Source organism: Acinetobacter sp. A47 (genome assembly GCF_000805455.1).
Classification (GTDB): domain Bacteria; phylum Pseudomonadota; class Gammaproteobacteria; order Pseudomonadales; family Moraxellaceae; genus Acinetobacter.
In genome coordinates this window covers 82,199-101,132 of the sequence record NZ_JSUS01000001.1, presented here as the reverse complement: position 1 = coordinate 101,132, position 18,934 = coordinate 82,199, and the positions used below count along the sequence as shown (strand labels likewise).

The 18,934-nt window shown below is 43.0% G+C and carries 13 protein-coding genes and 1 pseudogene; 4 read left to right on the top strand and 10 right to left on the bottom strand.

The window, feature by feature from the left end:
* Positions 1-22: 22 nt before the first annotated feature.
* The 9 genes and pseudogenes from OC23_RS00445 to OC23_RS00400 all read right to left on the bottom strand — a co-directional run bounded on the left by OC23_RS00445 (position 23) and on the right by OC23_RS00400 (position 14,383).
* Positions 23-2,068, bottom strand: coding sequence for a TonB-dependent receptor domain-containing protein (locus tag OC23_RS00445; protein ID WP_038341995.1), 2,046 nt, complete (start codon positions 2,066-2,068; stop codon positions 23-25).
* Between the two features lie 452 nt (positions 2,069-2,520).
* Complete coding sequence (aguA, locus tag OC23_RS00440) at positions 2,521-3,606, bottom strand: agmatine deiminase (RefSeq protein ID WP_038341993.1); 1,086 nt, start codon at positions 3,604-3,606, stop codon at positions 2,521-2,523.
* Positions 3,607-3,661: 55 nt separating this feature from the next.
* The gene (locus OC23_RS00435) at positions 3,662-4,990 is read right to left on the bottom strand and encodes an APC family permease (RefSeq protein ID WP_038341991.1); all 1,329 of its coding nucleotides are present in this window, start codon (positions 4,988-4,990) and stop codon (positions 3,662-3,664) included.
* 113 nt (positions 4,991-5,103) lie between these two features.
* Positions 5,104-6,519, bottom strand: coding sequence for an aldehyde dehydrogenase family protein (locus OC23_RS00430; RefSeq protein ID WP_038341990.1), 1,416 nt, complete (start codon positions 6,517-6,519; stop codon positions 5,104-5,106).
* Between the two features lie 204 nt (positions 6,520-6,723).
* A complete protein-coding gene (locus tag OC23_RS00425) occupies positions 6,724-8,124 on the bottom strand; it encodes an aminotransferase (RefSeq protein ID WP_038341989.1) in 1,401 nt (466 codons plus the stop codon).
* A 72-nt stretch (positions 8,125-8,196) separates the two neighbouring features.
* Positions 8,197-9,459 (bottom strand): Zn-dependent hydrolase, encoded by a 1,263-nt coding sequence (locus OC23_RS00420; protein ID WP_038341988.1) that lies wholly within the window; start codon positions 9,457-9,459, stop codon positions 8,197-8,199.
* A 413-nt stretch (positions 9,460-9,872) separates the two neighbouring features.
* Positions 9,873-10,628: a TorF family putative porin gene (locus OC23_RS00410; RefSeq protein WP_038341983.1), complete on the bottom strand. Its 756-nt coding sequence runs from the start codon at positions 10,626-10,628 to the stop codon at positions 9,873-9,875.
* 173 nt (positions 10,629-10,801) lie between these two features.
* Positions 10,802-12,516 (bottom strand): annotated as a pseudogene (locus OC23_RS00405) (amidohydrolase).
* A 145-nt stretch (positions 12,517-12,661) separates the two neighbouring features.
* On the bottom strand, positions 12,662-14,383 hold the full coding sequence (locus OC23_RS00400) for an amidohydrolase (protein ID WP_038341980.1): 1,722 nt from the start codon (positions 14,381-14,383) through the stop codon (positions 12,662-12,664).
* Positions 14,384-14,428: 45 nt separating this feature from the next.
* Between OC23_RS00400 and OC23_RS00395 the strand changes: the two genes are divergently transcribed.
* A complete protein-coding gene (locus OC23_RS00395) occupies positions 14,429-14,623 on the top strand; it encodes a hypothetical protein (RefSeq protein WP_152607781.1) in 195 nt (64 codons plus the stop codon).
* A 24-nt stretch (positions 14,624-14,647) separates the two neighbouring features.
* Here OC23_RS00395 and nfuA read toward each other — a convergent pair whose 3' ends face one another.
* Positions 14,648-15,286, bottom strand: coding sequence for a Fe-S biogenesis protein NfuA (gene nfuA, locus OC23_RS00390; protein WP_038341977.1), 639 nt, complete (start codon positions 15,284-15,286; stop codon positions 14,648-14,650).
* Positions 15,287-15,439: 153 nt separating this feature from the next.
* Here nfuA and OC23_RS00385 point away from each other — a divergent pair, with 153 nt between their 5' ends.
* The 3 genes from OC23_RS00385 to OC23_RS00375 all read left to right on the top strand — a co-directional run bounded on the left by OC23_RS00385 (position 15,440) and on the right by OC23_RS00375 (position 18,873).
* Positions 15,440-16,057 carry a rhomboid family intramembrane serine protease gene (locus OC23_RS00385; RefSeq protein ID WP_038341976.1) on the top strand — a complete coding sequence of 206 codons (618 nt, stop codon included), beginning with the start codon at positions 15,440-15,442 and terminating at the stop codon, positions 16,055-16,057.
* A 129-nt stretch (positions 16,058-16,186) separates the two neighbouring features.
* The gene (locus tag OC23_RS00380; RefSeq protein WP_038341975.1) at positions 16,187-17,869 is read left to right on the top strand and encodes an arylsulfatase; all 1,683 of its coding nucleotides are present in this window, start codon (positions 16,187-16,189) and stop codon (positions 17,867-17,869) included.
* Positions 17,866-18,873, top strand: a complete 1,008-nt coding sequence (locus OC23_RS00375; RefSeq protein ID WP_038341974.1) for an SUMF1/EgtB/PvdO family nonheme iron enzyme — start codon at positions 17,866-17,868, stop codon at positions 18,871-18,873. Before OC23_RS00380 ends, OC23_RS00375 begins: the two co-directional genes overlap by 4 nt.
* Positions 18,874-18,934: the final 61 nt, after the last annotated feature.

Below are 18,934 nucleotides of genomic sequence, written 5' to 3'. Positions count from 1 at the left end.
TCTTTCCGGCCTATTCAGTGAATTAATATTTTAAAGTCACGCCAATAAATGCTCTTTGGCGTTCAACTAAATATGAATCACTCCCATTTGATAAATTCTTATCAAATAAGTTATTAATACCAGTTCTAAAGGTCAGGTTATCATTGTAATCATAATTTGCCGAAATCCCGAAAATGGTATGTGGTTTTTGCAGACTACTGGTTGTTACATTCTCACCAAAATATTGTTTTCCTAAATGTCTAGCGTTGAACTCTAATGCCAGAGCATCCATAGGTTTCCAATTTAATGCTGAGTTTACTGTAATTTTAGGTGTAATAATTAACTCTTTACCCGTATCCAAGTTCTTTGCTTCAAAAAAGTACGTCATATTATTATTCCAGTTTACAGTGTCTGTAATCGGGAAATTTGCGACAACTTCCAAGCCACGAGTACGTGCTTTACCAATATTTTCATTACGGGTATACCAACGTCCATTGATCTCTCCCAATGGAGCATAATCAATCTTATCCTTGAAATCCGTATGGAAATAAGTCACGCCAAGATCAGAGTTGAAACCATTATAATTCAAACTAATTTCATAATTCGTACTTTCTTCTGGCTTTAAATTCGGATTACCAGCCATATAACAACCACCAGATACATATCCAAGTGGAATCAAAGAGCTACAACCATTCCCACGTGAAAATGTTGCTGCGCCAGGCGTTGTTTCTTTTAATGATGGCGCTCTGAACCCTTTTGCTACCCCACCTTTAATAGTAAAATCATTTAAAGGATGATAAACCAGATAAGCTCTTGGACTATGATGTGAACCATATTTATCATCGTGATCTAATCGATTACCAACCGTCAATTTTAAATTATCTAATAGACTGATATTATCTTCTAGAAAAATTGCCCAGGTTTTATTATTAACCGTTGGATCAGAATATTTCTGTCCATCCCAGCTTCCGTCAGGTAATGTCCCTATTGTTTGTGTATTTGTAAGTTCATTTTTCTTCCATTGTCCACCAACAGTCAACGCCTGTTCAAACAAGACATTAAATGGAATATTTAAATTGCCCTCGATAATGGTTTCATTCGATTTGGCAATTCCACTTTTATTACTGCTATCGTAATTATTATAATAGGCAGACAATTTTGATTTACCAAAGCTCCAATCACCATCATGTGAGATGCTATAAGTATGGTGTTCTAAATTATCAGGCCCCCAAGCAACCTCCCCTTCACTAATCACTCCACCACGGCCAACAACCTCTCCATATCCTGCCTTATTTTTTTGGGTAGAGATTCCCGCTTCAACGGCGACCTGATGTTTATCATTAATTTGGTAATTAACTAAGGCATTATAATTTTCATCAATATAGCCTGATGTTCCCTGACCGGCTTTAATATTCTGATCTGCTTCTCGCTCTGTCCGGCCTGCTGTTAAACGTAAAGCCAAGTTTTCTGTTAATGGTCCCGTTACCATAATTCCCATCTGATCCGTATGACCTAGATCTCCTGAAGTCGTCGGAACTGTATAATTGCGAGTTAGGCTGCCCCCCCATTTATTTGGAATTTTTCTAGTAATAATATTAATGACTCCACCCATTGCATCAGAACCATAGAGGGATGACATAGGGCCACGTACTACTTCAATTCGTTCAATCATTTCAGGCGTAATCCAGTTTAGATCCTGACGACCTGAATCTGGACGATAGTTAGTATCGCGTGACGATCCGATACGTTTCCCATCAATTAAGATAAGTGTGTAATTCTCTGGTAAACCACGTAATTTAATTTTTGATCCATCACCATTTGGACTAATCCCCCCTGTAACTCCAGGTACTTTACTCAATAAATCACCAAGACTGGCTACTGGCTGTTTTTCAATATCTTCACGGGAAATCACACTAATACTTGCTGGCGCATCTTTTACGTCAACAGCTTGGCTACTCGCCGTCACAACAATTTTTTCTAGTTGTACAGCCTCTTTATTTGCTTCCATTTCTGCTGCGTGGGCAACCGCCATCATACCGCCCAGCACGGAAATTGTAAGAAGTGAACGACGCGCTATTTTGTTGGACATATTTCCACCCGGTTCAGAGATATCTTAAAAATTGCTTAAAAATTATGGGAATTCTAACAAAAAATAAATAAAACTCAATACAAATGATAATTATTATTATTTATATATCCATTTTTCTTGTTGCTCTTTGATCAAGAGAAGTAAAATTCATATCTTATTGATCCTATCGATCTTATAAAAATATTTTTTAATCTATTGTTTTCTATTATTTATTTTTTATAAAAACATTCATGATCTGACCAGAGGTTTTATAGCTCAAACAGCTCGTGGTTCATCCTAAATAAGTGCATATTTTTTTCTTATTGGTTAAGCATTTCATATCCATTTTTTTATATTTTAAATTAAACCACTTTTCCAGTAATTTTAGATTTCAACTTTGATTGTTTAATTGAGCAGGCTGAAAAATACCCTTATCGGATCTTTCTTTTTCAACCTGCTTGCAATACGCCTGCCTATGCCGGAATTTGCTGGGTAATACAATGAATATTGCCGCCCCCGAGTAAGATTTCTCGGGCTGGGACACCAGTAATGAGATAGTCCGGATACATCTGCTGGAACAATGCTTTCGCCTGCCCATCAGTACGTTCATCTAGTAACGGAAAAATAATCTGCTGGTTACTAATCAGGTAATTCACATAAGAACCAGCCAGACGGTTACCTTCAAAACGCTCAATAGCATTTCCTTTTTCAATATCGACCGTTTCATTACCACTGGCATACAGGGGGCCTGGAGATGGCAATTTCCACACTTTCAATTGACGGCCTTGAGCATCTTTCGTATTTTCCAGAACCTTTAAGGCTGCATAAGAACGAGCATATTGCGGATCATTTACATCATCTGTCCAATGCAATGCCACTTCACCTGGACGTACGAAACAGCACATATTATCGACATGTCCATCAGTTTCATCATTAAATACCCCTTCCGGCAACCAGATAAAAGTGGTTACTCCCAGACATTCTTTCAGAATGTTTTCAATCTGGGATTGAGTCAGGTCCGGATTCCGGTTCGGATTCAGCAAACACTCCGCAGTGGTCAATAATGTTCCTTCCCCATCTACATGAATTGCTCCACCTTCCAGAACCAGTGGTGTCGAGTAGGTTTCAATCCCATGTTGCGCCGCAATCTTGCCTGCAATCAACTGGTCCTGATCCCAAGGGAAATATAGTCCGCCATTTTCCCCACCCCAGGCATTAAATACCCAGTTAATTCCTTTTCTTTGACCCTGTGCATTTTTTACAATGCTAGGTCCGGTATCACGTGTCCATGCATCATCACTTTCCATTTCAACCAACGTGACCTGTGCTGGCATAATCTGGCGTGCTTTTTCCATTTGAGCTTGAGGAACCGCCATGAATACTGGTGTTGTCTGTGAAATTGCAGCTGCCACCTGAGCAAAAGCCTGCTGTGCAGGTGCACCATTGCCACGCCAGTTATCTGTACGATACGGCCAAATCATCCAGACCGCTTCCTGAGCCGCCCATTCACCTGGCATGCTAAAACCTTGCTGATTTGGGGTAGTCGCATTGTGTTGCATAGTCTCTATCTCCGTATTTTCAAATTTTATTTAATGAAACAATTTATTAAAAAGATCAGGTAGTTGCGCCAAATGAGAGGGGTTGCTTGCGGATACGCTTATAAAGTAACAGCAGTATGCCAGCCAACAACCAGACACCTCCAAACTCCAGAGCAGATTTCTCTAGATGGATCCACAAGCCTAATAAACACAACACTGACGCCAGAGGCAGTAATAAATTGAAAAAAATGTTCTTTAAGCCTGATCGCTGTTTAGCGATGACAAAGAATTTCATGAACACAGAGAAATTCACCATTGTAAAAGCAATCAGGGCACCAAAACTGACCAGACTTACGACTGTTGCCAGATCGACCATAATGGCCAGTAACGAAATCAAACCAACAAACAGAATCGAATACAAAGGCGTACCTAGTCTATGATTGACATAGCCAAAGATTTTCTGGCTGAAAACGCCATCCCGTCCCATAATGTAAAGTAAGCGCGAAGCACTGGCATGAGAGGCCAAACCCGAAGCAAATGCATTCATAATTTGTACAGTGAGTAATGCGGCCTGAAAAAAGACACCACCAACAAACAGTGCAATTTCAGGTAAGGCTTCATCCGGATTTTTAAATTGTTCCAGTGTTGGAAACGACAACTGTACGAACCAGGACACTGTAATAAAAATCAGGCCACCCAATAATGTCGTTAACATGATGGCACGTGGAATGGTCTTGGTTGGATTACGGCTTTCATGAGCCAATGTCGATACCGCATCAAAACCCAGATAGGAGAAACAGACGAGTGAAACTCCAGTTAATAAGGTCAAATATTCAGGGTTGCCATTGAACAATGGTTTGACGGTCATCAAGCCTTGATAGCCTTGTGAATGACCAATATCCGTGACCACCAGAAAAATAAAGATCAACATCATTAAAATCGTGGCAGCAATAAAGATAAAACTAAAGTTCGCCAGAATATTGATCCGGAAGATATTAATCAGGGTAATGATGCCCACCATGATGATAACCCAGGCGGTATAGGAAAGATCAGGCATAAGTGCATTCAGGTAAAATGCAGCCAATAAAACATTTACCAGTGGAATCAACAGGTAGTCGATCAAGGAACACCAACCGACAAAAAAGCCTGCTGTCTTGCCACAGGTTTCTGTCGTGTAGGTATAGGCTGACCCGGATTTAGGAGACAGTTTGCTAAAGCGTGCATAGCTAAAAGCAGTCAATAGCATTGCAAACAAGGCCAATATATAGGCCAGCGGGACTCGTCCCTCGGTTACTCTGGAAATAATCCCAAAGGTATCAAATACTGTTGCGGGAGCCATATAAGCTACACCAATGACGACCACTTGCCATAGTGAAAGCCCTTTACGATTCTTTTCGCGTTCCATGCATATTTCTCCTGCATCAATGCAAACACTTGCTCAGTGCTTCTTACTCACCTGTCCGGCGTTATATTGAAAAGAGAAGTCCCTTTCCCGATTCAATAAACTGTTAGAAAAAATTAAATAGTGATGACGTTTTCTTCCAAATAACTTTGCATACCGGACTGCCCGAGTTCACGTCCGATACCACTTTTTTTGAAACCACCCCATAAGGAACCAGGCTGAATCATTTGATGAGAGTTGATCCAGATATGCCCGGAGCGGAGTCGCTTGGCAATTTTTTTACCGTGTTGTAAAGATCCGGTGATAATGGTTGCAGCCAATCCAAACTCCGAATCATTGGCTAAGCGAACGGCCTCATCTTCATCCTCAAAGCTACGGCAACAAATTACAGGTCCAAAAATTTCTTCTTTCCATAACCGGCTTTCAGGGGAAACATCCACAAACACATGCGGTTTAATGAAAAAGCCTTTTTCAGGTAAGTGAATTTGATCCAGATCAATCAATGATTTCAGCTGTTCATCTTGTGCAATGTTCAAATATTCATGAACTTTATGAAATTGCTTCTGTGTCGTCATCGGTCCCATACTAAATGGTCCTTTCAGATCCGAACCTAAAGTGATCGACTCCACGGCTACTTTAAATTTTTGATAAAAACCTTCGGCAATCGACTGATGTACCAATAAACGTGAAGTTGCCGAACACATTTGGCCACTGTTATAGAACATGCCGCCGAGTGCCTTGTCCACGGCCTCATCCAGATCAGCATCTTCCAGAATGATAATCGGAGATTTACCCCCCAATTCTAATGTGACACGCTTGACTGAACAGGCTGCCGCCTGCATTACATGTATCCCCACCTCAGTACTACCGGTAAAGGACACTTTATTTACATCTTCATGTTTGACCAGATGCTGCGCTGCTTCCGCATCGCCTAATATCAGGTTAAATACACCTTGTGGAAACCGGATCTGGTCGAGCAGACGCGTAAATTCATATTCTGGTAATGGCACCAATTCAGAAGGTTTAAAAACAAGAGTACACCCTGCTGCAAGGGCCGGTGCAATTTTCCAGGCACTGGTAATTAATGGAAAATTCCATGGCGTAATTAAAGCCACCACTCCCACCGGGTTTTGTTGATGCGTCAGTTCAGTTCCATCTTCACATTGAGTGACCTGACTAAAAGCAAAATTTTTAACCAAGTTGGCATAATAACGATAGCACTTGATACTGTTATCAACATCTACCAGGGCTTGTTCAGAAGACTTGCCATTATTGTGATGAGAAAGTTCAGTTAACCTGGTTTTGGCGGCTTCAATTGCATCCGCGATTTTATTTAACCAGTTTGCCCGCTGTTCAGAAGTAGTCAGACTCCAGCTCTCCAGAGCTTGTCTTGCTGCAGACACGGCGGCATCTACATCTTGTGGGGAAGCTGCAGTGTAACGGATTAACTCCTCTTCACTGCCAGGATTAATGACCGTAATCTGGGAAGTTCCTGTCGTCTCTTTCCATTGACCATTGATATAATTCTTCATCTGCTTGCTCTCATACACGTTATAAAGCTGATATAAATTTTTGGTTCTATGATGCAACCTTTTTTGTTTCGCCAATATCAGCTTTATCACTCATTTATTTCATCGCGCTCATCTAGTGCTCTTTCGCAAGTTACGGTAACTCACGAGAATCAACTCATCCCGGAGGATAAGTTGATGTTTCATGGGACAACAAAGATATACGGCTTATAAATGACCTTCAGCTTTCAGTTCCTGAATGGTGTTCTGAATTGCATGACGTAAGGTTTTCACGGCAAAGTCAATTTGCTCACGAGTCAAGATAAGTGGTGGTGACAGGACATTCATATGACCAACCGGACGCACAATTAAGCCCAATTTTTGACAATGGTTCGCAATACGTTTTCCAACACCAACCGAACGGTCAAAGAGTTCTTTAGTCTCTTTATTACGCAAGTTTTCAATACACATCATGAATTTCTTGCCGCGAACTTCACCAACAATTTCCAGATCTGCCAGTGTCTTTAACTGCTGCTCAAAATAACTGCCCATGTCTTGAACATGCGCGCAGATATTTTCCTTTTCCAGAATTTCAATATTTTTAAGTGCAGCAACACAACTCACCGGATGACCTGAGTAGGTAAAGCCATGGGTGAGCAAACCGCCTTCATGATGTGGCTTACTGATAGCATCATAAATTTCATCAGAAATGATGGTCGCACCCAAAGGCAAGTAACCTGAAGAGAGACCTTTTGCACAGGTAATAATGTCAGGAACAATACCAAACACTTCTTCAGAAGCAAACATATGACCCAGGCGACCAAATGCGGTAACCACCTCATCAGACACATACAGTACATTGTATTTCTTACATACGGCCAAGGTCTTGGCATGATAACCTTCTGGCGGAACAATCACGCCACCAGCCCCCATAATTGGCTCGGCAAAGAAAGCTGCGACATTATCCGGACCAAGTTTCAGAATGGTATCTTCCAGTTCCTGCACCTTTTCATTACAGAAATCTTCCATCGACTGCGATGCTGGCTTGCGATATGGATTTGGACATGACACATGGTGAACCAGTTCATTATGAATCTCGAAACCAACATGATCAGCTTCAATACCGGTCAAGGTCATACTGATATAGGTACTGCCGTGATAAGCATCTTTACGGGCAATCAGTTTCTTTTTCGATGGTTTGCCAATCTGATAGAAATAGTGGTGGATTAAACGTACTGCCGTATCGTTCGCCACTGAACCACCACAGCCATAAAACACATGATTCAGATTACCCGGTGCCAGCTCAGCAAGTTTAGCGGCCAACTTGGCTGCTGGTGCTGTGGTCTGATGGCCAAAAGGAGAATAGTAAGGCAACTGCATAATCTGTTCTGCTACAGCATCAGCAATCTCTTTACGTCCATAACCGACATTGACGCACCACAGGCCACCAATACCATCTAGATATTTATTGCCCTGTGCATCATATACATAGACATTTTCACCTTTCGACATAATTAAAGAACCTTCGTCTTTAAAAGTCGAAAAATCTGTCCATGGATGAATCACATGGTCCTTGTCTTTTTGCCAGATATCTTGAATATCAGTTTCTACTGGTAATTTAGAGTTCATTACTTATCCGTCCATACTTGTTGCATTACCCCATTCCTGAAGCATGCATTTTTCACATCATTAAATGATTAATTATTCAACTGTTTCTACATATTTTTGATCAGCCGGGGCTGCGTATTTTGCGTCATAATCCAGAATCGCATTAAGCAGTACATCTGCCCCTTGAGCCGCATCCTTGGCATAAATATCTTCTGCTTCGTTGTGACTCAATCCATCAATACACGGGATGAAAATCATGGTCGTTGGACAATGTTTGGCAATATTGATTGCATCATGCCCGGCACCGCTAACAATGGTCTGATTACTGTATCCCAAACGGTTTACTGCATCTTGCACCGTTGCGATACAGGCGGTATCGAAATAGGTCGCAGGACTTAACCAGTGTTGTGAAATACTCACTTCCAGATTTCTTTGTGCTGCGAGCGTCTGCAAAAGTTTATAGGTTGCATTTTCCATAGCTTTTAAAGAAGCATCTTCCGGATGACGTAAATCAATCGTCCACTGGATTTTGCCAGGAATGGTATTACGTGAAGAATTGGCTACCTGCATTTCTCCAAAGGTTACCAGTCCTTCAGGGAATTGCTGCAAAATGGCCTGCTCTAACGCCACGATCATTGCTGCCGTACCCACCATGGTATCTTTACGCATCTGCATTGGCGTAGTCCCCGCATGTGCAGCCCGCCCTCTGGTCTCGACATCTAACCAGAGAATGGCCTGTCCGCCAGTCACCACACCAATTGAAATTTCATTCTTTTCCAGTACAGGTCCCTGCTCAATGTGAACTTCATAATAAGCCTGAAATGGACGAGCCAGTGGATGGTTACCCAGTTGTCCTGTACGCACCAGCTCTGAAAAAACCGAAATACCCTGCTTATCAGTACTGTCATAAATTTGCTGTTTAGGGATGACACCAGCAAAAGCAGCCGACCCCATCATGGCAGGAGTAAAACGTGCACCCTCTTCATTCATCCAGACCACAAGTTCAAGCGGATGTGTCGTGGTTATTTTTTCTTCGTCCAGGCGTTGCAAGACTTCCATGCCAGCCAGTACACCGTAAATACCATCAAAACGGCCACCTTTGGGCTGAGTATCCAGATGGCTTCCCATCACTATCGGTAAAGCAGCTTCATTTTGACCTGAACGGCGTAAGATCAAATTACCGACTTCATCATAGTGAACTGAAAGATTAATTTTTTCTGCCCACTCCAGTAGCAGAGCACGCCCAGCAATATCTTCATCTGTGAGTGCCAAACGTGTATTTCCACCGTTTTCTGTCGCACCGATTTTTGCCATATCCATGAGCATCTGCCACAAACGTTCTGCATTCACTCTCATTGTTTTAACATCCATTTATCAATATATTTTAAACATCATTTCATCCACTATACTTTGATAAATTATCCAATTAAAAACGAGTACCAATTCTTCCAATAAAACAGGTACCAATTTAAACGGGACTCAAAAACACATATTTCCTTTTATTTTTCAGTCAAATAACCATAAACCACCACTTGGTTATTTGATAAAAAAATGATCTTGTTTTTTGATTTTTTTTTGGAAAATCCGGCTTAATTCCTTTTACGAACATAAAACAGTCAAAAAGTTTTATATATAAAACAATATCAGGAGCGAAATTATTTTTAAAATAAATTTTCAACTGTTTATATTCAGTTTCTTGTATAAACATCAGTCCATACAAATCATATATCGATTATTCAAAATCCATTTATTAATTAACACTATTTAAATTAAAACAGTTTAGTCAGACTAAAAACAACCGTTTGATCGGCACTTGGCAAATCCTGATTAACATTGGCATTGGCATAATACAGATCAAATATATAATCATGATAGTTATAATCTACACCGAGTTTATAATCATAAAAATCCCGTTTTTTTTCCGTTCCCCAAAGTAATGCATAGGCAGCCTTGCTGGCGAACTGGTTATAGGCGACCTGAGTGTAAACATGCCATTGGTCAGCAACAGGATAGCGATATCCCACCTCATAACGTAACGTCTTTCCTGTTTCCAGGGTATAGTCCGGTGAATAGTAAAAAGACAGATTCAGCTCATCCTCGGCTTTGAGCAAGTTTGAAGCGAGTAAAGCCACTGAATACTCTTCAAAATCCACCTGCGGAAGCGTTTTGTCTTCACCCGGATAGTTCACATCCAGATATTGTAAATTCAGTTTTAAATCTTTATTTATTGCGTAGTTATAACCAATATAATAATCTAGCTCCAAACTGCTCCCGATATCCAGCTGTATATTTGAAGCAAATAATTGCGCATAAAATCCTGAATCGTGATCAAGTCTTAATGTACCCTGAACCGCAGGCTTCCCTTTCGTTTGAGTGGTACCTCGCCAGTAATACTCTGTTAAAAAAGCAAGCGAACCACTGACCAGAAAGTTATCTTGGGTCTCCTCTTGAGCAGATGATTCTGCATGTACAGAGGAGATAAGCATGAATGCGATAATGCTGATAATCCATTTATTCTTTGTCATTCCTTTATTCCATTAATATCTGATTATTCTGAATTTTTATTATCTTTTATACATAATTAAAACCTAGAACCAATTTTAAAAAAATGAAAGAGCCATTTATTTACCTATCCTAAAAACATTTTTTCGGTAAAAAAAAGAAAGCCTGAAGGCTTTCTTTTTTTAATCCGCTTGTTTTATTTTTCAGTTGTCTTTCTATTATACACCTGCCGGCCAGCAAACCAGGTTTCATCTACTTTCCAGTTCTTGATATCTTTATTCAGAGGTGTTTTCAAGGTGTCTTGCAAAACAACGAAATCAGCCCATTTTCCAACGCTGATACTTCCAAGCTGGTCTCCCCAACCTGCAATATTGGCGGGTGCCTGAGTATAGGCATATAGTGCTTCATCCAGACTCAAGGCATTATTGCTATAACGGGTTTTGCCCTGATACTCGCGAAAAACAACATCACTTAACTGCAACATTGGATTTTCCGGTGCAGTTGGCCAATCACTTCCCAATACCATTGTGGCACCACTGCTGAGCAAAGACTGCCAAGCATAGCTATACAGCATGCGTGCCTCGCCCAGACGTGACTCCTGATAATTACCGGAAATGGCGTGATCAGGCTGCATCGAAGCAACAACACCTAACTGGGCAAAACGTGGAATATCATCTTTGGATAAAACCTCAATATGTTCAATCCGGTTGACAAATTGTTGATGTTTAGGACTCTTTTCAATGGCATTCAGCGCCATGTCGACACTCTTGTCACCAATCGCATGAACTGCGACAGGGAAACCGGCATCATTGGCATTTTTACTGAGTTATTCAGATTTTCCTGTGAAGTCATCGGTTCAATATTAAAATGATGACGATCCGCATAAGGTTCATTCAGTGCGGCAGTATAATTCATCAAGGTTCCATCAATAATATACTTGATATAGCCAAAACGGAATTGCGGCCCCTGCTGCCATTCGCGTTCTTTTTGCATAAAACGCTGGTTCAGCTCATCTCTTTGTTGAGCATAGATTTTAAATTGGGCTGGTGAGGTATGATCTTCTCCTGTCATCAAGCCAAAACGTATCCGCATCGGCAATTGTTGTTTTGAATCCAGCAAGGCCGGATATACGGTTGCCAGCTCGGTCCACATATCATGGACTGAGGTAATCCCCAAGCTATTAAAATGGGCAATGATACGCTCAACTGTCGGTAAAGCCGCCTTTCCAGAAAGTAATGCGCTACTGTATTTCGGACTACCCAATATCAGTTGTGTTCCCGCTGTCTCTTTAAAAATTCCGGTAGGTTCGCCAGTCTCTGGATCTTTTACAATTTCACCGCCTTCCGGGGATTTGGTATGCTTGTCAATGCCCAGCAACTGCATTGCCTTGGTATTGACCCAGACGGTGTGGTAATCAATGTCCTGTAATACCACAGGGCGGTCAGGCACAATCGCATCCAGTTCCTGACGTGTTGGCATGCGTTTATCTTTGAGGCTGGTAAGGTCCCAGCGACCACCTACCAGCCAGGCCCCTTTAGGTAATTCCTGATCTCTTTTGGCAATTAATTTAAACCATTCCTGACGGTCCGTGATACCGAAAAGGTCTACCCCTTCCCATAATTCAAGACCTCCCAGCAGATGGGTATGTGCATCGGTTAATCCTGGCAGAACCGTCTTGCCTTTTGCATCAATGATCTGTGTCTGCTTGGTTGCCATTTTCTGGATGAACTGGTTATCTCCCACAGCCAGAAACTTTCCATTTTGTACTGCAAATGCCTGAGCCTTAGGCTTTGCAGGATTGGATGTCCGGACATCGGCATTTATTACAATGACATCAACCTGTGGAATTTGTGCATGACCTGCAAGGCTGATAATCCCGACTGCAAGACCGAGTAATAGTTTCTTTTTCATAAATCCTTTATTTCCTTATCCATGCTTATTTTTTATGCATCTTTATTTTCTTTACATTTCAAAGAAAAACGAGAACCAATTTGGCTCAACCTGCAGGAACCATTTACCAGCTTGGCAACCGATAAAAGTAACCATTCAGCTGGCTTCATTCTGTTCGGTTTGACACAGCATAAACCTGGCGGCCAGCAAACCAGGTTTCAGCCACCTGCCAGTCTTTCAGGTTTTTTGGCAGTGGAGGCTTTAGAGTTCCTTGCAAAATTACAAAATCTGCCCATTTCCCTACACTGATACTGCCTGTTTCATTTCCCCAGCCTGCAATATTGGCAGGTGCCTGTGTATAGGCATATAAAGCTTCATCAAGGCTCAAGGCATTATCGCTATACCGGGTTTTTCCATTGTGTTCGCGGAATATGGCATCGCTGAGCTGTAACATCGGGTTTTCTGGTGCCGTCGGCCAGTCACTGCCCAGTACCAGAGCCGCCCCGCTACTTAATAAAGACTGCCAGGCATAGCTATATGGCATGCGTGCCTCGCCCAGACGCGACTCTTGGTAATTACCGGAAATGGCATGGTCAGGCTGCATCGAGGCCACCACACCTAACTGGGCAAAACGAGGCATCGCAGTCTCACTCATCACTTCAATATGTTCAATGCGATTGGCAAACTTATGATGGCGGGGACTGCTTTCAATCGCATTTAGGGCCATGTCGACACTTTTATCTCCAATCGCATGCATCGCAACTGGAAAACCCACCGCATTCGCCTTACTGACCAAATCGTTTAATTTGGTCTGCGAACTGACCGGCTCACCATTAAAATCATGGCGATCGGCATAGTGCCCATTCAATGCTGCGGTATAGTTCAGTAAAGTACCATCAACAAAGTATTTGAGATAACCAAAACGGAACTGGGGACCTTGCAACCATTGCTGTTCTTTTTGTTTAAATTGCTCATTGAGCCTATCCCGTTGGGCTGCATACTCGGCAAATTGCGCTGTTGTGGTTTTTTCTGCCGATGTATCTGCCATATAGCCAAACCAGACCCGCATAGGTAAAGGCTGGCTTTGCTGTAACATGGCAGGATAAACCGACCAGTCACTTCTCCACATATCATGCACCGAGGTCACACCCAACCGGTTAAAATGTGCAACCAGTTTTTTCAGCACCGGCAGTGCATCGGTTCCAGCAACCACCGCTTTTAAATAAACAGGATTTTTACGTACCAGTTGTGTTGCCGCAGTTTCTTTAAATAATCCCGTTGGCTCCCCTGTGTACTGGTCTTTAACGATTTCGCCTCCCTCAGGAGCCACTGTGTTACGATCAATCCCCAGCAACTGCATCGCTTTAGTATTGAGCCATGCCGTATGGTAGTCTATATCCAGCAAGACCACCGGCCGGTCTGGCACAACGGCATCCAGCTGCTGCCGTGTCGGCATGCTTTGCTCTGACAGCAAACTGATATCCCAGCGCCCTCCCGTCATCCATTGCCCTTTAGGTAACTGCCGGTCACGTTCTGCAATCCGTTTCAACCATTCAGCCCGGTCATCAATACCATACAGATCAACACCCTGGGCAATTTCCATTCCACTTCCAAAATGTGTATGTGCGTCGGTCAGGCCAGGAATGACCGTATGTCCTTGCGCGTTAATGATCTGTGTTTGCGGTGTTGCCATCTGTTGAATGAACTGGTTATCTCCCACGGCCAGAAATTTCCCTGCTTTTATGGCAAATGCTTGTGCTTTGGGCTTCGCAGGATTAGAGGTCCGCACATCTGCATGAATGACAATGACATCGGCTTGCGGATGTTGTGCATAACTTGCCAAGCTCATGATGCCCAGACTAAGTCCTATCCATAGTTTGCTGTTCATTTACTTGTTCATCCTGATCTGGAATGCTTGTGTTTGGTTTTTATTTTGTCTGCTTTTTTGGTAAAACCTAGAACCAATCCGGTAGCCCAAGCAGGAACCATTCTTAAACCGGCCTTGTTTGCGCTGGATTTATGCAGCATGACCAGACTGGATGAAGTCCAGCCAGAACGTATCTGGCTGTATTCAAAGCAACTCAAGTCAGCCTGTACAAATAAAAAAAGCCCTCGAAAGGGCTTTTGATCATGCAGACACTCAGACACAAGCTTATTTAAAATATGCGCCTTCGGCCTGGGTATGGTCTGTCTGGTCTACGACACGTTGCAGTTCTGGTACATGCTGTCTTAAAGTGGTTTCCACGCCTTGTTTTAAGGTGACATCAATCGCAGAACACCCTTGGCAACCACCACCGAATTTTAATACGGCAGTCATGCCGTGTTCCGGATCGTTCTGGACTTCAACCAGACTACAGTTTCCTCCATGGCTTGCCAAGCCAGGGTTAATTTCAGACTGTAATACATAAGTAATGCGCTCTTCAATTGAGGCATCCGGACCGACACGCGGTACTTTCGAGTTTGGTGCACGGAAAGTCAATTGACCACCAAAACGGTCTTTATTGTAGTCAATTACCGCATCGACCAGATACGGAATAGATGGCGCATCGATATAGGCAGGAAAATCTGGATAGTCCTGCTTATAGTCGGTTGGTACCACTTCTTCAGGGGCACTATAAGCCATACAACATTCAGCACGTGGAGTACCCGGATTTTCTACAAACACACGAACGCCAATCCCTGGAGTATTCTGCTTTGCTAATAAATCACTTAAATACTCTTGTGCAGAGGGGGTAATCAAAAGGTTTGGAATTTCTTCTGCGACAGCAGTGTTGGTGTTCTCAGTCGACATAACAATAATCCTCAAGCTGATGTCGTTATATTAACCGAAGATGGAGGGTAATTAAAAAAAATCAACCATTTTTGTAGGAATTCTATGCAAGATCATTGTTTATTAAGTTTTTAATGGCATTATTGCCTAGACACTGATCAATTTAAACTATTTATGTTACATCTACCCTTTGGTCACACTGTGACCCTGATTATTATTACTGTAGCAATTTCCTTATTGGCGTTCTCCAATCAGGCTGTGATGAACCGTCTGATTTTCTGGCCGCCAGCCATGCAGCGTGGACAATATGACCGGTTTATTACTCATGGTTTTATCCATGCCGATGGAACGCATTTATTGTTTAATATGATTACGCTATTTTTCTTTGGCAATATCATTGAAAGTTTTTACCGCCAGTTTTTCTATGACATGGGCTTTGTCCTATTTTATCTGGGTGGTCTAATTGTTGCGATCTTGCCAAGTTACCTGAAACATCGTCATGATGCGCGCTGGGCCAGTCTGGGGGCTTCCGGCGCTGTTTCCGCAGTGTTATTTGCCTATATCCTGTTCCAGCCCTGGAACCTGATTTTTGTTTTCTTTATCCCTGTGCCTGCAATTATTTTTGCGATTTTATATGTAGCCTATAGTATCTGGTCCGGCAAACGCGGTAACAGCAATATCAACCATAGTGCCCACCTGTGGGGAGCTGCCTATGGTGTCGTGATGACCATTATTCTGGAACCTCGCGTCATTCCGCATTTTCTTAACCAGTTGACCAAGCTGCCTTTTTAAATGCAATATTTGCCCCATTTGCGGGGCTTTTCTTTTTTTTAGATTAATAATCAAATTTTAATTATTTTTATCATAAAAATCATCTCTCTAAACTCGGCTTCATGATTTTAACAGATGAAGTCGAATCGCATGCCTCGTAACAGCCTTCTCACTACCTTGTCGATTGCTTTGTTTAGCCTTTCGATTTCAGCTTGCAATAATGAAGATTCCAAACAATCCGGGACTGTAGCTGAAACCCGGAAACAGCCTAATATTTTATTTATCATGGCGGATGATTTGGGCTATTCAGACTTAGGCGCTTTTGGTGGGGAAATTCACACCCCCAATATTGATGCCCTGACCAAGGAGGGCCGTATTTTAACGGATTATCATACTGCACCGACCTGCTCTCCTACCCGCTCACAACTGATTTCGGGGACTGACCACCATCTGGCGGGTATTGGCGCGATGGCCGAGCTGACACCTAAACACTTAGCTGGCCAGCCCGGTTATGAAGGCTATCTGAATGAACGTTCACTTTCGATTGCCGAAGTTCTCAAAGACAATGGTTATCGAACCTATATCAGCGGAAAATGGCATCTGGGCTTAACCCCTGAAAGCAATGCCCATGCCAAAGGTTTTGACCATTCCTTTACCTTGCTGCAAGGACTGGATTTGCATTTTAAACAGGCACCGGCTGCCTACAAGCGTAATGCCACCTATACCGAAGATGGCAAAGAAGTACCGATTTCATCCTTACCAGATGATTTTTTCTCGACCAACTATTTCACAGACAAATTGATCAGTTATCTGGAGTCAGGTAAAAACTCAGGTAAACCCTTCTTTGCCTATGCGGCTTATACTGCACCACATTGGCCTTTACAAGCCCCTGCTGAATATCGTGACCGTTATCGTGGTGTTTATGACGTCGGCTATGATGTGATTCGCGATGCACGTATTGCCCGCCAGAAACAGCTCGGCCTGATTCCGGCCAACTTTATTGCCGCAGAACCGGTTGCCACGCAAAATGCCCCACAAAAATATGGTAGATGGAACGAGCTTTCGGCTGAACAAAAAGCACTGGAAGCACGTAGAATGGAAATCTACGCGGGTATGGTGGAAAATCTGGATGCCAATATTGGCCGACTGATTCAATATCTCAAACGCAATAATTTATATGACAATACCCTCATTTTCTTTGTTTCAGATAATGGTGCCGAAGGTTTTGTCCGTTTCAACTATGGCGCCGAATCAGGCTTTGACAACAGCGTCGCCAATGTGGGTACATCAAGTTCATATCATTATGTCGGACCACGCTGGGCAGAAGTGAGTGCTGCGCCATTTCATTTGTGGAAAGATACGGCAGGTGAAGGTGCGACCACTGCCCCTGCCATTGTAAAACTCCCTTATCAAACCCAGGCACAAAGCACGCATCATGGATTTGCCTCGGTGCTGGATGTTTTCCCGACGGTTTTAGATTATGCCAATATTGCTGTGCCACAGGGCCAATATAAAGGTCGTCAGGTGAATACCCCGAGCGGCTATTCATGGAAACCGCTACTTGAAAACAAAGCCCAGGCGATTCGTCCGGCCAACTTTAGTTTTGCCGATGAATTGCATGGCAGTAAATATGCACGTCAAGGCGACTGGAAAATCGCCTTACAAGGCACGGCTGAACTGGGTACAGGCAATTGGGAACTGTATAACCTGAAACATGATCGGGGCGAAACCCGCAACCTTGCCCAGAGTAATCCGGCGAAGCTGCAAGAACTGGTAGAAGTATATCACCAATATACCCGGCAAAATGGTGTCAAGGAATACTTTCCTCAATGAGATGGTCACCATTTTTAATCTTAATCTGCAGCCTGTCGCTGGTCACAGGCTGCGATAAAACCAAGCCTGACGCAGATCTTTCCCAGCAACAAACGGCGCCTGTAGCGGTACGGTTGGGCACTTTATCACAATGCCGGCAGTATTCTGGCTTACCAGATGCATGGCCGGATCAACAAACAGCGGGAATGGTCTGGATTCCTAAAGGCTCCTTTCCACTGGGTTCTAATCAGGCCTATCCGGATGAACTCAATTTTGGCGCCAGAGAGCGTCAAGTCGAAGGTTTCTGGATAGATCAAACCGAGGTCACAGTTGCCCAGTTTGCCCGTTTTGTCAAAGCGACTGGCTACGTTACCGATGCAGAAAAGCAGAAGCAGGCGGCGGTGTTTTCTCCTGATCTGAATCACCCGAATCAATGGTGGCAACTGAAAGCTAACTATACCTGGAAGACCCCGAATGGCCCTAAAGGTCAAGCCGCTCTGCCCTCTGAACCTGTACGCTATGTCACCAAAAACGATGCAGAACACTATGCCGTCTGGTTAGGCCGTGATTTGCCCACCGAGCTGGAATGGGAATACGCAGCCAAGGCCGGTTCAAAAACAGATACACCTTTACACCAAGCACCACAGGATGCCCATCAACATCCGCAAGCCAATTACTGGCAAGGTGATTTTCCCCTGAATAATACCGTAGAAGATCATTTTGAAGGTGTTGCACCCGTCGGCTGTTATACGGCCAACGCCTTTCAACTCTATGACATGATCGGTAATGTCTGGGAATGGACCGCTTCGGTCTATCACGGTGCCCATGATCAGCACATGGGAAATTATGCCGACCTGCGCCAGCACAATAGCATTGCCACCCAGTACGTACTCAAAGGAGGATCTTTTTTATGCGCCTCTAATTTCTGTGCACGTTATCGCAATAGCAGTCGTTACCCTCAGGAATTTGACCTGGCTGCAACCCATGTCGGTTTTAGGACGGTATTGCGCACCCAACTGAGATAGAAAACACATTTAAAAAAAGATTATTCCCGATCTGGTAAAAAATTGCTGATCGATTTAAAGT

Bases quoted from the DNA above. Each gene is read 5' to 3' on its own strand.
- OC23_RS00430 (WP_038341990.1), bottom strand. From the start codon at position 6,519: ATGAAGAATTATATCAATGGTCAATGGAAAGAGACGACAGGAACTTCC.
- OC23_RS00375 (WP_038341974.1), top strand. From the start codon at position 17,866: ATGAGATGGTCACCATTTTTAATCTTAATCTGCAGCCTGTCGCTGGTC.
- OC23_RS00420 (WP_038341988.1), bottom strand. From the start codon at position 9,459: ATGAGAGTGAATGCAGAACGTTTGTGGCAGATGCTCATGGATATGGCA.
- OC23_RS00445 (WP_038341995.1), bottom strand. From the start codon at position 2,068: ATGTCCAACAAAATAGCGCGTCGTTCACTTCTTACAATTTCCGTGCTG.
- OC23_RS00435 (WP_038341991.1), bottom strand. From the start codon at position 4,990: ATGGAACGCGAAAAGAATCGTAAAGGGCTTTCACTATGGCAAGTGGTC.
- OC23_RS00425 (WP_038341989.1), bottom strand. From the start codon at position 8,124: ATGAACTCTAAATTACCAGTAGAAACTGATATTCAAGATATCTGGCAA.
- OC23_RS00385 (WP_038341976.1), top strand. From the start codon at position 15,440: ATGTTACATCTACCCTTTGGTCACACTGTGACCCTGATTATTATTACT.
- OC23_RS00410 (WP_038341983.1), bottom strand. From the start codon at position 10,628: ATGACAAAGAATAAATGGATTATCAGCATTATCGCATTCATGCTTATC.
- nfuA (WP_038341977.1), bottom strand. From the start codon at position 15,286: ATGTCGACTGAGAACACCAACACTGCTGTCGCAGAAGAAATTCCAAAC.
- aguA (WP_038341993.1), bottom strand. From the start codon at position 3,606: ATGCAACACAATGCGACTACCCCAAATCAGCAAGGTTTTAGCATGCCA.
- OC23_RS00380 (WP_038341975.1), top strand. From the start codon at position 16,187: ATGCCTCGTAACAGCCTTCTCACTACCTTGTCGATTGCTTTGTTTAGC.
- OC23_RS00400 (WP_038341980.1), bottom strand. From the start codon at position 14,383: ATGAACAGCAAACTATGGATAGGACTTAGTCTGGGCATCATGAGCTTG.